The sequence below is a fragment of the Streptomyces sp. NPDC058525 genome, assembly GCF_042719495.1.
GTDB lineage: Bacteria > Actinomycetota > Actinomycetes > Streptomycetales > Streptomycetaceae > Streptomyces.
In genome coordinates this window covers 21,182-34,890 of the sequence record NZ_JBHXNP010000003.1, presented here as the reverse complement: position 1 = coordinate 34,890, position 13,709 = coordinate 21,182, and the positions used below count along the sequence as shown (strand labels likewise).

The 13,709-nt window shown below is 73.8% G+C and carries 10 protein-coding genes and 4 pseudogenes; 7 read left to right on the top strand and 7 right to left on the bottom strand.

Going from position 1 to position 13,709, the window contains the following annotated elements; all coding sequences use genetic code 11:
- Window positions 1–19 precede the first annotated feature (19 nt).
- Window positions 20–310: pseudogene (locus ACFWP3_RS02355) on the bottom strand (MarR family winged helix-turn-helix transcriptional regulator); the annotation flags it as partial.
- Between the two features lies 1 nt (window position 311).
- On the opposite strand from ACFWP3_RS02355, the pseudogene ACFWP3_RS02350 reads away from it, so the two are divergent.
- The 5 genes and pseudogenes from ACFWP3_RS02350 to ACFWP3_RS02330 form a co-directional block, all read left to right on the top strand.
- Window positions 312–482: pseudogene (locus tag ACFWP3_RS02350) on the top strand (esterase); the annotation flags it as partial.
- Between the two features lie 386 nt (window positions 483–868).
- Entirely contained in the window at window positions 869–1,738 is an 870-nt protein-coding gene (locus ACFWP3_RS02345; protein WP_384215542.1) for a hypothetical protein, read from the top strand.
- 41 nt (window positions 1,739–1,779) lie between these two features.
- Window positions 1,780–2,790 carry a TauD/TfdA family dioxygenase gene (locus ACFWP3_RS02340; RefSeq protein ID WP_384215541.1) on the top strand — a complete coding sequence of 337 codons (1,011 nt, stop codon included), beginning with the start codon at window positions 1,780–1,782 and terminating at the stop codon, window positions 2,788–2,790.
- A gap of 159 nt (window positions 2,791–2,949) precedes the next feature.
- The gene (locus ACFWP3_RS02335; RefSeq protein ID WP_384215540.1) at window positions 2,950–3,441 is read left to right on the top strand and encodes a 2'-5' RNA ligase family protein; all 492 of its coding nucleotides are present in this window, start codon (window positions 2,950–2,952) and stop codon (window positions 3,439–3,441) included.
- 238 nt (window positions 3,442–3,679) lie between these two features.
- Window positions 3,680–4,582 carry a hypothetical protein gene (locus tag ACFWP3_RS02330; protein ID WP_384215539.1) on the top strand — a complete coding sequence of 301 codons (903 nt, stop codon included), beginning with the start codon at window positions 3,680–3,682 and terminating at the stop codon, window positions 4,580–4,582.
- Window positions 4,583–4,664: 82 nt separating this feature from the next.
- On the opposite strand, the pseudogene ACFWP3_RS02325 reads toward ACFWP3_RS02330, so the two are convergent.
- Window positions 4,665–4,754 (bottom strand): annotated as a pseudogene (locus tag ACFWP3_RS02325) (DUF6191 domain-containing protein); the annotation flags it as partial.
- Window positions 4,755–4,909: 155 nt separating this feature from the next.
- On the opposite strand from ACFWP3_RS02325, the gene ACFWP3_RS02320 reads away from it, so the two are divergent.
- The gene (locus ACFWP3_RS02320) at window positions 4,910–6,220 is read left to right on the top strand and encodes a hypothetical protein (protein ID WP_384215538.1); all 1,311 of its coding nucleotides are present in this window, start codon (window positions 4,910–4,912) and stop codon (window positions 6,218–6,220) included.
- A 39-nt stretch (window positions 6,221–6,259) separates the two neighbouring features.
- On the opposite strand, the gene ACFWP3_RS02315 is transcribed toward ACFWP3_RS02320, so the two are convergent.
- The 4 genes from ACFWP3_RS02315 to ACFWP3_RS02300 all read right to left on the bottom strand — a co-directional run bounded on the left by ACFWP3_RS02315 (window position 6,260) and on the right by ACFWP3_RS02300 (window position 9,626).
- Window positions 6,260–6,439 carry a hypothetical protein gene (locus ACFWP3_RS02315; protein ID WP_384215537.1) on the bottom strand — a complete coding sequence of 60 codons (180 nt, stop codon included), beginning with the start codon at window positions 6,437–6,439 and terminating at the stop codon, window positions 6,260–6,262.
- A gap of 83 nt (window positions 6,440–6,522) precedes the next feature.
- Window positions 6,523–7,407, bottom strand: a complete 885-nt coding sequence (locus tag ACFWP3_RS02310; protein WP_384215536.1) for a lipase family alpha/beta hydrolase — start codon at window positions 7,405–7,407, stop codon at window positions 6,523–6,525.
- 179 nt (window positions 7,408–7,586) lie between these two features.
- Entirely contained in the window at window positions 7,587–7,757 is a 171-nt protein-coding gene (locus ACFWP3_RS02305; RefSeq protein ID WP_384215535.1) for a hypothetical protein, read from the bottom strand.
- Between the two features lie 126 nt (window positions 7,758–7,883).
- A complete protein-coding gene (locus tag ACFWP3_RS02300; protein WP_384215534.1) occupies window positions 7,884–9,626 on the bottom strand; it encodes a putative Ig domain-containing protein in 1,743 nt (580 codons plus the stop codon).
- 375 nt (window positions 9,627–10,001) lie between these two features.
- On the opposite strand from ACFWP3_RS02300, the gene ACFWP3_RS02295 reads away from it, so the two are divergent.
- Window positions 10,002–13,031 carry a LuxR C-terminal-related transcriptional regulator gene (locus ACFWP3_RS02295; RefSeq protein WP_384215533.1) on the top strand — a complete coding sequence of 1,010 codons (3,030 nt, stop codon included), beginning with the start codon at window positions 10,002–10,004 and terminating at the stop codon, window positions 13,029–13,031.
- Window positions 13,032–13,181: 150 nt separating this feature from the next.
- On the opposite strand, the pseudogene ACFWP3_RS02290 reads toward ACFWP3_RS02295, so the two are convergent.
- Window positions 13,182–13,674: pseudogene (locus ACFWP3_RS02290) on the bottom strand (FAD-dependent oxidoreductase); the annotation flags it as partial.
- Window positions 13,675–13,709: the final 35 nt, after the last annotated feature.

Below are 13,709 nucleotides of genomic sequence, written 5' to 3'. Positions count from 1 at the left end.
ATCTCCCGTTGGGCGGCTCTCACGTGTGGGAGACGTTTGCCGCGATCAGGCGGAGCAGGTGTCTGGCGGTGGCGTCCTGCTCCGGAGTCAGGCTCATGGCGTCGCCGATGGCGAGCGGGACGGTCCGGGCCTTGGCCCGAAGGTCGGCGCCGGCCTCGGTGAGGCGCACGGCGACCGAGCGTTCGTCGTCCACGCGCCGCTCGCGCAGGACCAGGCCGTTCGCTTCGAGGCGCTTGAGCAGCGGGGAGAGCGTGCTGGACTCCAGTTGGAGCGCGGCGCCGAGGTCCCGTACGGAAAGGGAGTCCCGCTCCGAGGCGTACGCCAACAAGCTCCGCGCCGCGGCAGTCCCCGTGACGGCCGTCCGCTTCCAGGGCATCATCCACGACTTCGTCATGCTCAACCCCCTGCGCGAAACCCACGCCGCCCAAGCCGCCATCGACCTCGCCACCAGCACCCTGCGCACCGCACTCGCCACCGCCTGAGCAGCCCGGACCGCGGCGGGCCCGCGTCGTCGACGCCGTGCCCGCCGCATCCCAGCCCCGTACGCCGACGAGATCGTTGCTGCCAAAGCTCGTTGATCAGGTTTCGTGCGGAGCGTTGTTGGCGAAGTACTTCCACCATGGGCTTATCGCCGGTTGCCGGTCATCCTGCTGTCGCTGTGTTCCGTGAGCCCCGAGGCGGGCGGCCCCTCCCGGATTTGGGTCCACGGGTCGAGGCCGAGGCACGGCGCACCGCACGCGTACTGGGCGGGCTGGCGACCCATGCAAGGCCCGGCGAGCGGGTCTTTGCGCTGCGGCAGGCCGCCGCGGCGGCCGGTGAGTTGGTGGCCGCGCTATCGGTTCTGGCGCCGGCCGTGTCCGGTGAGGCCATGCCCGCGGAGTCGACCAGCCAGTCGTTCTTCCGGGTCCGTGAGCGGGAGCTGACGGATCAGCAGGCCGCCCTGCACGGCCTCCTGGTCGTACACCGCGGTCTGGAAGACGTGTGCGAGGCTCCGCTGTCGGGCGCCGACCTGGCGCTGGAGACGGCCGGGATGCGGCACGCTGTGCTCGACCTCACCGGCGCGGCGCCGGGCGCCGACGCTGACTCCGTACCGCTGGTGGCCGTCCCCGAGCCCGCTGCGGGGGCTTCGATGGAAAGTGTGTGGAGTGCTCGGTGGCTCATCGGGCACCAGGTCCACGTCCTGTTCAACATCTGCGCCGCGGTCGCCGTGGCCGACGCCACCCGCCATCTACGGCGCGGCGACGGCGAAGCCGCGCTGACGCGGCTGGCCGATGCGACGGTGTACGTACGGGGCTTCCCGGCGGCCATGACCCATGCGAGTACGGTCCCGGCCGACTACTACATGGCGTCGATACGCCACACCATGGCGCCCCCGTCGGTGGACGTGCCGTTGAGCGGGCGCCAGCACCGCGGATACAAGCTGTTCCGGGCCGCGATGAAGGACCTGGTGTCCCTGGTTCCCGACTCCTACGAGCAGTTGGCGGCCCGCGCCCCGGAGCTGGCCGAGGCACGGGGCGCGCTCCTGGAAGCGGACATCGTGGACGGCGAACGGCACGTCACCCTCGCGTACTCGATGGTGCACCTGCGCCGTTCCATCGCTCAGAAACCCGAAGGCCCCGACAACGCCGTGGCCGAACTACGGCTCATGCGCCATCGCCGCGCAGCCCAGTACGCCTCCCTGATCCGATTCGGGGACCACTACATCGCCGACGCCGTGGCCGGCCTGCGCCACTCGTGAGTCCGCCTGTCCGCCGCCCACACCTCCGGCAGGAGACCCTGATGCCCGAGACGACGCCCGGCACCACCCAAAGCCCTGCCGTCGCCGCCGACCGGCTACTCGACCCGGCCGACACCGACGCGTGCGAGCGCCTCGCCCGCACCCTCTGCACCGGCGAGCCCGACCAGGTCGACGACCCGGAGTGGGTGGCCCGCGCCCGGGACGCCTGGGAGGACGCTCCGGTCCCGCTGCGGCGTGGGGTGCGCCGGTTCCGGAGGGACTCCGGCGCGCACGGCACCTGGGTGATCGGTGGCCTGCCCGTCGATCAGACGGCCCTGCCCGCGACACCGTCCGTACCCGGCTCGGTCCAGCGCCGGGCCACCGTCCCGGCCGCGGTGCTCACCATGGTGGCCTGCGGGCTCGGCGAGCCACTCGCCTACCGGGCGGAGAAGTCCGGCGCCCTCGTGCAGGACGTGGTGCCCGTGCCCGGGCAGGAGGACTTCCACGGCAACGCCGGATCGGTGCCGCTGTCCTTCCACACCGAGAACGGCTTCCACCCCCACCCACCCGACTATGTGGTCTTCCTGTGCCTGCGCGCCGACCACGACCGGATCGCCGGCATGCGCGTCGCCGGCATCCGCCAAGCGCTGCCGCTGCTCACCCCAGCCAGCCGCCAGGCCCTGTTCGCACCGGAGTTCATCACCACACCACCGCCCTCCTTCGGGCCGGACGCCGCCGCGAGCGGGCCCGACGTCGAACCCCGACCGGTGCTGTCGGGAGCGGTCGAGGATCCCGACATACGGATGGCCCAACTCGTCACCACCCCGCTCACCCCTCGGGCCGCGGCCGCGCTGACCGAATTCGGCCGCGCCTGCGAGGCGACCGCCCGCACCCTGCGCCTGAACCCGGGCGACCTGGTCATCATCGACAACCGCGTGACCGTCCATGGCCGCACCGCCTTCCACCCCCGCTACGACGGAGCGGACCGCTGGCTGCAACGCACGTACGTCAGCACCGACCTCCGCCGCTCCCGCGACCACCGCCCCCACGACGGCCACGTACTCGCGCGCTGACCAGCCTCCGCGCTTGGCCGAGCGGCAAGGGGCCGCGACCACCTCGACCATGCCCGACTCGCCGCCCTCGCCCGCCTCGGAGGCGATAGGTGCAGCAGTGGACCGGCCTGGGATGATGGCGGCGTGCCAGAGCCAGGGACCACTGCCGTCGTCATCGTCTTGCCCGAGGCCGCGCCGCTCCTCGATGCGGCGTGGCGTATCGATCCTGCCCTGGTGCGTCGTGGGGTGCCGGCGCACGTCTCGCTCCTCTACCCGTTCATACCGGAACCGGCGCTGACAGGTGAGGACGAGCAGCACGTGCGTTCTCTGGCGGCGCGTTTCCCGGTAGCTGAACTGCTCTTGGAGGAGGTCGTGACCGCGTCCGGTTTCGTCGGCGTCAATGTTCCGGGGCTCCAGCCGATCGTCGATGCGTTCCACGCCCAGTGGCCCGAATTGCGCCCGTACAAGGGCCGCTTCGGGACGCGGCCCGCCGCCCATGTCACGGTCGCCATGGGCGCGGACAACCCGACGGCTGCCGCCGGTGTCCGCGCTGCGGTCGACGGCTTGCTGCCGCTGCGCACCCGTGCGGCGGCGGTGCAGCTGGTGGCGCTGACGGAGCAGGGCTGGCAGTCCCGGCTCTCCGTGCCGCTCGGAGTCCCGGACGGGTCGTGAGAGCCGCCCGTCCCCCGCAACCCAGGCTTCGCCCTGCCTCGGTGCTCCCCGCGCGCTGTCGTTCCCTGCGGCCGGGCGCCCGTGGAGGGGAAAGGTTTGCTCAGCCCGACGGGACCGCCCTCGCCGTGACCGAGTACTCCACCCGCTCGGCCGGTGGTACCCCCGAGGGCACCGGCGCGCCGTCCGACTCCTCCGGGGCAGCGGCTCGGCTCTCCCTACACTGCCTGTGGAGGTGGGTATGGCTCGGACCGAGCTCCCCGGCGGGGGCAGTGCGATGACGGCGACCGCGGGCGGCGCGATGCTGACCTTCGCCGGCGGCTTTGCTCCGGTCGCCCTCGACGACGCCGAGGTGACCGAACACCCCACGGGCAGCACCTCGCTGACCGGCTGGGCCCGGCCGGACAGGCACACGCCCAGCGGAGAGCAGAGCCTGCCGGTCGTCGAGCACGGCGGCCACCGCTGGGCGGTGGCGGACGTACATGTGGACGTCTCATCCAGCGGCGGCCCGCGGGACCGGGTGGAGGTCCGATGGCACAGCGGCCATGAACTGGAGGCGGTCGACCCGAGGGGCCGATACCGCATGGAGGTGCCGTGGCTGCTGAGGGCCCGCACCCTCAGGCTGCTGCCGCTCGACGACCTGATCGACCAGGTCGCCCGGCACGCCATCACCCTGGCCTCCGGCCATCAGGATCTGGAATGGGCCCGTCGCCTGGAGCTGGGCTGCAACGAGCTGACCGCCCGCGACGCGCTCGCGCCCCGGCGGCCGCGCCGGTCCACGGAGACAGGCCCCGCGCGGCTGCTGCACGACGTGATGGCGGCAGGCGGCCACCTCGCCGCGACCGCGCACGCGGTACGGGCCCGGGCCGAAAGCGCGGACATGCTTGCCAGGCTGACCCTGGTCACCGTCCCCCGCCGACTGCCCGCCGCCCCCGACGCACCCGTCCTGGTCGTCAGCGCGCACGCACACACCCTCGGTGTGCTGCGGGCCTGCGAGAGCGTGGCCGCGGAGCAACATGCCGGGGTCCGTGCGCACGCCGACGGTGCGGAGGGATCGGCGTCGGCGGCCGGGGCCGAGTTCGACGCCGCACGCGAGGCACTGTGCCGCCGCTACACCCGCCCCATCCCCCACCGGCGGAGGTAGCGACCCCGACCGAACCGGAACGATCCCGTGCTCCGAGGATCCACTCTCCTCCTACCGCCCCGGAACGCGGAATCCGTACGACCGCCGTTCCCGCCGCCAGGTCCACGGTCGTCCTGTTCGGCGGGGCCCCGTCGTCCTCGTTGTCCGGGATGACCAGCCCCGGCAGGGTCATGAAGGCGATGAATTGCATGCTCTCAGCATCCGGCCCACGGTACGGACAGTCACCGTGCGGCGGTCGTATGCGCCCGGTCAGTGCCGCCGTAGCCCCATGCGCCGTTCGCGTTCGGCGTCAGACGTAGGCTGCTGTCGGCAAACGAGGGGGAGACGATGACCGACGACCGCAAGACGACCGTGCCCGTGTGGACGCTGGCGACCGCCGATGTCCGAGTGCCGGGCTTGACCGCGGGCGACTCGCTGACAGCCGAGCGCCTGGCCGAACTGCGCGGAGTACTGGCCGTCCTGGCCGACGAGCCGATCGTCACCCTTGAGGTACATCCGCTGCCCGACACGATCGACCGCAGCCGTGGCATCCCGCTCGATGCCGCGAGTCCCCTGGCGCAGCACCTGTCACAGTTCGTCACGCAATCGGCGCGAAGCTCCCTCACGGTGGCCAGAGCGACCGCTTCCGGCGAGAGTCTGTACCGGATGGTGGTCCCGGCGAAGGTCGCCGCCCAGTTCGGGCAGGGCATCGTTCGCCCGATGGTGGCGAAGGGCGCGGCCGGTGGCATCTACGGTGAGCTCGTGAACGCGACGGGCAGGATCGCCTCCAAGGCGAGGTTCGTACCGGTCCAAGGAGCGGCAGCGGCCGGCACGGTCGGCGGGGCCGGTGCGACCGCCGGTGCCGCGGCCGCCGGCGGGACGGCGCTCACCGTGGCCGCTCCGCTCGTGCTCATGGCCGTGGCGGTGGGGGTGAGCGCGCACGCCGACCGAAAGCGCCAGCAGGCCATCGAACAGATCACAAGACTGCTGGAGCAGCTTCAGGAGGAGAAGCTCGACGACGAGCACAGCGAACTCGACGGCTGCCGGGACGCCATCGACAAAGCCACTGCCGTTCTCCTCGACCAGGGCAAGCCCGGTGTCTCGCTGGGCCTCGACTCGGCCGTGCACGCCATCAACACGGCGCTGGGAAAGGCCGATCGCCGCCTTGCCCGATGGCAGAGCGCGCTCGACAGACTGCCCGAGGGCAAGGCCGTCGAACTCGGCACGGTGACCAAGTCGTTCCCCGGCGTAGACGACCAGGGCGGCACGTTCCGCACCCACCTCGAACTCGCTTCTCTGGCCATCGCGCTGAAGCGGCGGGTGGTCGTCCTCCAGGCCGTCGAGCACGCCCAGAACGACACCGGCAACCCGTTCGAGAGCTTCACCCGCGCACTCAAACGCGATCAGCAGCGCCTCGATGAACTGGAGTTGAGCATCGCCGGGGTCCTGGTACGCCTGTCGGCACTGGAACTGGCACGCCCGAACGGTTTGCTGCCCGTCTACACGACCGGTGAAGTCGACCGCCTCATGAGCGCGGCACACCGGATTCACATGTTGGGCGACGGCGTCACGGTCTACGGCCGCACGGCAGACGTGGCGATTGAGATCGCCCGTGACAAGGACGGCTCGGTGGTCGTGTTCCCCGCACTGCCCGCATAGACGCAGCCGCGCTCGCGCTCGCGCTCGCGGGCACTGCGGTCAGGGAAGCTGCGGGAGGTCGTCCCAGGTCCATGGCGGCGCCGGACGGCCGTCCGGTCCGCACCCGTACGGGAGGAGGCGGGCGGGTACGGCCGTGCCCGCCTCCCACGCCCGCTCCGTCAGGGCTTCGGCTTCGGCCTCGGCCCCCGCGTCCCGCAGCGCCGTCAGCAGTTCGTCCACTCCCCCGCCGTCCGTCGTCCCGACGTGCGCGGCGGGCTCCCGGTCCAGCAGCGCACGCAGCGCCCCGCTCGCCCCGGCGTCCGTCAGGCCCCGAACCAGCAGGGCGACTGCCCCGGCGTCCGCACGTCGTGCGTCCGCAGCAGGTAGGGCGTCAGCGGTCCGTCGGCGGCGTCTTCCGGCCGTCCTTCGAGGAGCGGCGCGCCGTGCACTTCGAGGGCCTTGGGCGTGAATGCCGAGACGGGTCGTGCGGCGGGCGGGTCGCTGCCGCTGGCCTCCTCGCGGAGCAGGTGCCGCAGCGTGGCGTACGAGGCGTGCTCGCGGGAGCGGGGCTGTACGACGCTGAAGTGGTCCCCCGGCAGCACGCCGCTGCGGGGGAAGGCCCCTTGGGCGGACGCTCGCGGGACCACGGCGTCACTCTCGGCGGCGTAGACGGAGAAGGGGATCGGGCAGGTGCGGTCGCTGATGGCGGCCGCGCCGACGATGTCGCGCAGCACGGCGGTGTGCGTGTCCCTTACGTCCTCGTCGAGGGTGCGCAGCCGGCGCTCCTGGGGATTGCCGCCGAGCAGTTGTCTGCGCGCTCCGCGGGCAAGGTCGGATCCGGCGTTCGGGCAGGCCAGGAGCACGACCCGGCGGATGCGGGCCAGCTCTCGGCCGCGTCCTTCGGCGAGCATCCGCACCAGCCATCTCTGGATCACCAGGCCGCCCATACTGTGGCCGACGAGCACCAGCGGCCGGTGGGCGGGCTCGGTCTCCAGGAGCGTCTTCAAGTGGTCGGCGACGGTGCTCAGCGAGGGCAGGGCCCGGTCCGGCCGCAGCCGGCCGAACCCGGTGGCGTAGCCCAGCGTCCGGGTGTCGACGAAGTCGAGGTCCTTGTCCTCGCCGATCAGGGAGAGGAACCGGTCCCACACCTTCGGCCCGGAGGCGAACCCGTGGACGAACACCACGCCCAGCCGGTCCCCGTCAGCCATACGAGCTCTCCCCCACCGTCGGCGAATTCGCGCCGGGTTCCTACCCAGCCGACTCGGGCCGTGAACTAAGGGCTGTCCGGCTGGCCCGCTGTCCCGCTGTCCCGCAGAGGGCGACGAAGGGCATTTGAAATGAGGCCGGGCGGTGAAGGTGAGTCACCTTCACCGCCCGGCGCAGGGGTTCAGCGTCGTCTGGAGAGCCGGCCGGAGCCGATGCCCGCCACGTGCAGGGCCAGGGCCATCAGGCCGAGCAGCGTCACGTTCGTCGAGGAGAACGCGTCGTTGGTGCTGATGGCCGCCGCATTGATCAGGAACGCGATGAAGAAAAGTACCGCTGCCGCTATGCCGAGCATGAACAGCTCCTCTCGGGTCGAAGGATGCTGCCCGTATGCCCCCGCGACGCCGTCGCAAGCCCGGGAGGGCCGAGAGCGCCGTCGTCTCCTGCCCCCTGGCTTCAGGAGACGACGGCAGTGGGTGGGTTAGGACCAGACGGTGAAGGTGACCGTCACGGAGGCCTTCTTGGCCGACGCGTCGGTGACCGTCAGGGTCGCGTTGCGGAAGCCCCAGCCGCTCGGGGTTCCGGAGATCACGCCGGTGGTGGCGTTGATGGTCAGGCCGGCCGGGAGGTTGACCGCCGTGAAGGTGTACGGGGTCGTGCCGCCGGTGGCGTGGAGGGGGAGGTTCACCGGGCGGCCGGCGTAGACGTTCTGGCTGCCCGGGTTGGTGAGGGTCGGGGCGCCCGTGCCGGGGGTGGTGACGGTCCAGGTGAAGGTGGTGGAGCCCTTCTTGCCGGCCGTGTCGGTGGCGGTGATCGTGACCTGGCTGGTGCCGGCCGTGGTCGGGCTGCCCGTGACGGTTCCGGTGGCGGCCGCGATGGCGAGCCCGGCGGGCAGCCCGGTCGCGGACCAGGTGTACGGGGCGGTGCCGCCCTCGGCGGTGTTCCTCAGGTCGACCGGGGTTCCGGTGGCGGTGGTCTTCGCGGAGACCGCGGCCACCGTGACCTCGCCCGGCTGCGGGGTGGAGGTGACCAGCGAGGCGCCGAAGCGGGTGAGGGCCTCGTTGACGGGCTGGAAGATCGTGTACTTCTCCCCGCTGCCGCTGCTGCACGTGGCCTGGCCACCACCCGAGTGCAGGCCTACGGCCTTGCCCCCGGTCGCGGTGACGTAGCTGCCGCCCGAGTCGCCGCCGGCGGAGCAGGCGCTGGAGTAGGACAGGCCGTCGATGACGACGTTGCCGTAGTTCACGCTCTGGTTGACCTTGGTGACCTCGCCGCACTGGAAGGCGGTGGTCTGACCGGAGCGGCAGACGGCCGTGCCCACGACGCCCTCGGCGGAGCCGGTGACGGCGATGTCGCCCTGGCCCCAGCCGGACACCGTGGGGGTCAGGGTCCAGGCGGCCTGGTCGACGTCCACGATCCCGAAGTCGCCCTCGCGGGCGTTGACGCTGCCGGTGCCGCCCTTGTTGGAGGTGCCGACGCGGCTGCCGTCCTTGCCGTAGGCGGGCTGGTCCACGTCGTTGGTGCAGTGGCCGGCGGTCAGGAAGGCGCGCGGGCCGCCGGTGGTGCGGGTGACGGGGAAGCCGATCGAGCAGGGGCTCTCGCTCCCGGGTATCCACTTCTCGCCGCCGACGACGTTGCCGCCCTGCTGCCGGGGCAGGTCCCGGGACTCGACGACGCGTACGAGGTCGCCGAGTTCGGCGAGGCGGGTGCGCAGCGCGGTGGTGGCGGCGGTGGAGCGGGCCGGGTCCACGGTGACCTCGAGCCGGTTGCCGCGTACGTCGGTGCCCCAGGACAGCAGCCCGGGTACGCCTTCCGCCCAGCGACCGACGAGCAGCGCGGCCTCGTCCAACTGGGCGCGCCCGTAGCGCACTTCGTGTGCGACGGCGCCCGTGTGCCGGACGGCGGAGGCGTCCGCGTCGCCGGTGACGGCGACGTGCAGCCGTCCGTCGCCGGCGTCGAACCAGAGCCCGGCGATCCGGTCGCCGACGGTGGCGCGCACCGAGGTGGCGGCTCGGTTCGCCTCGCGTTCGGCGGAGATCCGGTCGCGGACTCCGTCCGCGGTCAGGCCGAGGTCGCGGGCCATGGCGGCCTGTACGTCGGCGGGTACGGAGGTGGCGGGGGTCGGGGCGGGGGTGGTGGCGTGGGCCGGTACGGCGGCGAGCGCGGCCAGGGTGGCCGCGGTCGCGAGGCCGGCCAGGACGGACCGGTGGGTTGCAACGCGCATGGGCGGAGCGTTCCTTTCGGACATCGGGCATGGGGGCCGCCGGTGACGGGAGATCAGGGGCGGGCTGTCGTGTCCGGGGAGCGGAGCGCGGGGAGGAGACGGGGTCGTTGCCCGCCACCCGGATCGGCCCACAGCGTCATGGCCCGGCGCCCTCCGTGGTATCCGGGCAGGCCCTTGCGTCACCGGTCCCGGATACCGGACGCCGGGCGCCCGCCCCGGTGTCGTACCGGCCGCGGGAGCGCGTACGAAGTCGGGCAAAGCGGCGGGGCGGTCGGAGCGCCCTCGGCCGCCGTGGGGATCGGGGGAATCCCTTGCGGTCGGCTCGGTGGCCGTCGGCGCCTTTCCCCCGGTCCGAGGGGCGCCTACCGTGCGGGAGTGAACGCTGACAGGGGCGCCGATGTCGAGGAAGGCGCTGAGGGTGCGGAGGGCGCCGCGGGCTGGGCCGCCCTGGCCGGCACGGCACGCGGCCTGCTGGAGCGGTACGGGCGGTTGGCGGTCGCCGGTCCGTGGGGCGCGGGAAAGACCACCCTGCTGGCCGAGTTGGGCGGGCCGGGCCGGGCCGCCGACCGCACGGGCGCCGCCCATTCCTCCCGCGGTGCCATCGGCCCGCGCACCTCCCGCGGCCCGCGCGCGGCGCTCAGCGCTCCGGCCACCCCGTGGCGCTGCCTGGAGATCCACGCGCAGGACGGTGACCAGGACGTCCCGTACGCGGCGCTGGCCCAGTTGCTCGGCGCCGAGGCCCTTCCGGACTTCGACCACACCGGCGCCGCCGCCGACCGGGACACCCCTCTGCGCCTGCCCGTACGCCTCGCGCTCGCGCAACTCCTCGGCGGTGACGGGAGCGTCCCCGGGCAGGTACTGCTCCTCGTCGACGGCGCCCAGTGGGTGGACGCCGCCAGCGCGGACGTGCTCGGCTCTTGCGTGCGCACCCTGTCTCCCGGCCGGCTGGCCGTCGTCGTCGCCGAGCGCACCGCGGGCCATCCGGCCGCCGCGGCCCGCCTGCTCGGCGGGCACCCGCCCGTCGTCCGGATCCCTCCGGCGGACCGCATCGAGACCGCGACGGCCCTGGAGAGGTCCGGCCTGCCCGCCCGGTGGGCCGCGCCCGTGCACCGGTACTGCGGTGGCAACCGGGCGCTCCTTGACGCCGGTTGCCGTGCGCCGGCCGGATCGGCGGGCCTGTCCGAGCCCGGCCGCCCGGCGTACGGAGAGACGTACGCCGGCACGGGTGTCCACGGCAGCACGACGGCCGGGACCGCCGAGGGCCCCGGCGACCGCGGGCTTGCGGGGCGGCGGCGCCAGGTCCGCGAGCTCGCCGCGCTGTGGCTGGCCACCGTCCCCGCCGAGGTGCAGGCAACGCTCCAGTTCGCCGCGCTGGCCCGGCACCCCGACGCCGACCTGCTGCGGCGCGCGGGCCGCCCCCAGGCCGAGGACCACCTCGAACACGCCGTCCGCGCGGGCCTGCTCACCCCGGCCGACACGTCCGGACCGCACGGCACGGTTCCGCCCCGGACCCGTTTCGCCGCGGGCGCCCTCGCGGAGGCCGCCGTGGCGGCCACGACCGCCGGGGAGCGGCGGCGGATCCACGACGCACTGGCGGGCGCGGTCCACGATCCCGTCCACCGCGCCCGCCACCGCGCCCTCGCCCAGGACACCCCCGACCAGGGCACGGCCGAGGACACCGCCCAGGCCGCGGCCGTCGCGCGCGGAGCGGGCGAACGGCTCCTGGCCACCGAGCTGATGCTGCTCGCCGCCCGGCTCACGCCCGTCGACCGGCCCGCGCTACGGCTGGACCGGCTGGCCGACGCGGCCCGGGACGCGGCAGCGGCCGGCTCCGCCGAGCTCGCGCAGCAGGCCGCCGACCTGATCGCCGAGGGCCGCGGCACCGCGGCGCAGCAGGTGCACGCCCTGCTGGCGGTGGCCGACGCCCGGGGCCAGGACTCCGCCCGCACCGAATCCCTGCTGGTCACCGCCCGCCGGACCGCCGCCGGGGACCCGGCGCTGCTCGCCGCCGTCGAACTGCGCAGCTCGGTGCAGGCCAACGTGGCCTCGGGCAATGCCGCCCTGGCCCTGCGACACGCCGACGCGGCGACCGCGTTGGCACGGGAGTGCGGCGACGCACCGCTGGAGGCGGCCGCGCTCACCATGGCAGCGCGGATGGAGCGGGTCCTGGGCCGCCTGGAGTCCGCGCCGGTGACGCTGGCGGCGGCGCTCGCGCTGGCCGTGCCGCCGCCCCGGATCGGCATCCGCAACAGTCCCGAGTACCTGGCCGCGCGCCACGCGGTCTTCGACGGCCGGCTGGCGCAGGCCCGCCGTACGCTGACGGGTCTGCTGCCGGCCGCGCAGGCGTCCGGCGAGGCGGAGGACCTGGTCGACATCTGGCGCAGTCTCGCCGAGGTCGACTGCGGACTCGGCGCCTGCTCGCAAGCCCTCCAGTGGGCGGCGCAGGCCGTCGACCTCACGGCGACGGCCGGCCTGTCGCCGGGGCCCGCCTGGTACACGGCCGCACTCGCCCACAGCCACGGCGGCAGCTTCGCGCAGGCCCTGCGCTACGCCGCCCAGGGACTGCGCGCCTCCCGCGAGGAGCACGACGCCCTCCACACCACGCGCAGCCTGTGGATCCTGGGCGCCGTGCACCTGCACCACGGGCACGTCGAGCAGGCCGCGACGGCGCTGGCCGAGGTGGACGCCTTCGAGGCACTCGCGGGGGCGGCCGATCCGTCGGTCCTGCGCTGGCAGGGCGACGCCGTCGAGGCCTTCGCCGCCGCCGGCCGGACGGCCGCCGCCCACGCCCTCCTGGACCGCATGCACGAGGCCGTCGGCCCGCACAGCGGCCACGCCGCCCTGCGCGCCGCCCTGACCCGGGCCCGGGCGGTCTGCCTGCACCTGGAGGGCGAGAACGACGACGCCGTCGAACTCCTCGACGACGCCGCCCGTGCCTTCGCGGCGCTGGGCCGCCCGGTCGAGGAGGGGCGCACCCATCTGGCCCGGGGCCGGGTGGAGCGGCGGCGCCGCCGTGCGGCGGCGGCCCGGACCGCGTGGGAGACGGCCCGTACGGTGTTCGAGGAGGCCGGGGCCGTGCCCTGGACGGCGCTCACCGACGACCACCTCTCGCATCTGACCGGCCAGACCCCCGCGCCGGGCACGCCGGGTGCACCGGGTACGCCGACGCGCGGGCGGGCGGCGCCGGAGCTGACGGAACACGAGCTGCGGCTCGCGGGCCTCGTCTGCGCGGGCGCCACCAACCTGGAGGCGGCGCAGCAGATGTTCATCTCGACCAAGACGGTCGAGTCGACCCTCAGCCGGATCTACCGCAAGCTCGGCGTCCGCAACCGCACCCAGCTGACGGCCGCCTTCGCCCCCAGGATGGCCCTACTTGACCCATCGGGCCGCGGCAACGCCCGGTAGCAGTGGCTGCTTTGACTGGTCAGCAGCCCATAACCCCACCCGGTCGGCTTCCGACGGCACCGAGCGGGCCCGTCCGGCGGGTCATGGGTTCAGGGACCCGAACGTCGTCGGGCGGGACGCGTCGAAGAGCGGGATGGGGTGGTGTGTGGTTCCGTCGAGAGCGGGGAACCCGTACATCTCGGCGCCCGGGGTGTCCCAGATGTAGACGGGATGGCGGGTTGTGTCGAACGGTGCGACGCCGCCCTCCGGGGCGAACCAGTAGGTGGCACGGCGCTCCACCCGCAGCGGGACGGCCAAGTCCGGCAGTAGCCGCTGCGCCCAGGCTCCCGGTGCGATGACCAGGCGCTCGGCGGTGGCCGCTCCTCCGGCCGTGGTCACCCGGACCCCGCCGCCGGGCAGGGCCTCCCACCGGGTGGCCGGCTCGTTGAAGCGCAGCTCGGCGCCGCGGCGTTCAGCCAGCCGCAGGTGTGCGGCGACGGTGAGCTCCGGGCGCACCACTCCCGCCTGGCGCTCGTAGAAGGCTGTGGGCCGGGCCGAACCGCTCCAGGCCGAGCACCCGCTGCCCGCGTCCTGCGATATGGCTTGCGGCGGCGCTTCCCATACCGCCCAGGCCGATGACGATGACGTCGTAGGAGTGCGACATGACGGAGCTCCTGTCCGGGTTGGCTTCTGGGGACG

What these genes read in the sequence shown, in the direction of transcription:
- ACFWP3_RS02345 (WP_384215542.1), top strand. Translation starts at nt 869, where the DNA reads ATGCCCGCGGAGTCGACCAGCCAGTCGTTCTTCCGGGTCCGTGAGCGG.
- ACFWP3_RS02340 (WP_384215541.1), top strand. Translation starts at nt 1,780, where the DNA reads ATGCCCGAGACGACGCCCGGCACCACCCAAAGCCCTGCCGTCGCCGCC.
- ACFWP3_RS02330 (WP_384215539.1), top strand. Translation starts at nt 3,680, where the DNA reads ATGGCTCGGACCGAGCTCCCCGGCGGGGGCAGTGCGATGACGGCGACC.
- ACFWP3_RS02320 (WP_384215538.1), top strand. Translation starts at nt 4,910, where the DNA reads ATGACCGACGACCGCAAGACGACCGTGCCCGTGTGGACGCTGGCGACC.
- ACFWP3_RS02310 (WP_384215536.1), bottom strand. Translation starts at nt 7,407, where the DNA reads ATGGCTGACGGGGACCGGCTGGGCGTGGTGTTCGTCCACGGGTTCGCC.
- ACFWP3_RS02305 (WP_384215535.1), bottom strand. Translation starts at nt 7,757, where the DNA reads ATGCTCGGCATAGCGGCAGCGGTACTTTTCTTCATCGCGTTCCTGATC.
- ACFWP3_RS02300 (WP_384215534.1), bottom strand. Translation starts at nt 9,626, where the DNA reads ATGCGCGTTGCAACCCACCGGTCCGTCCTGGCCGGCCTCGCGACCGCG.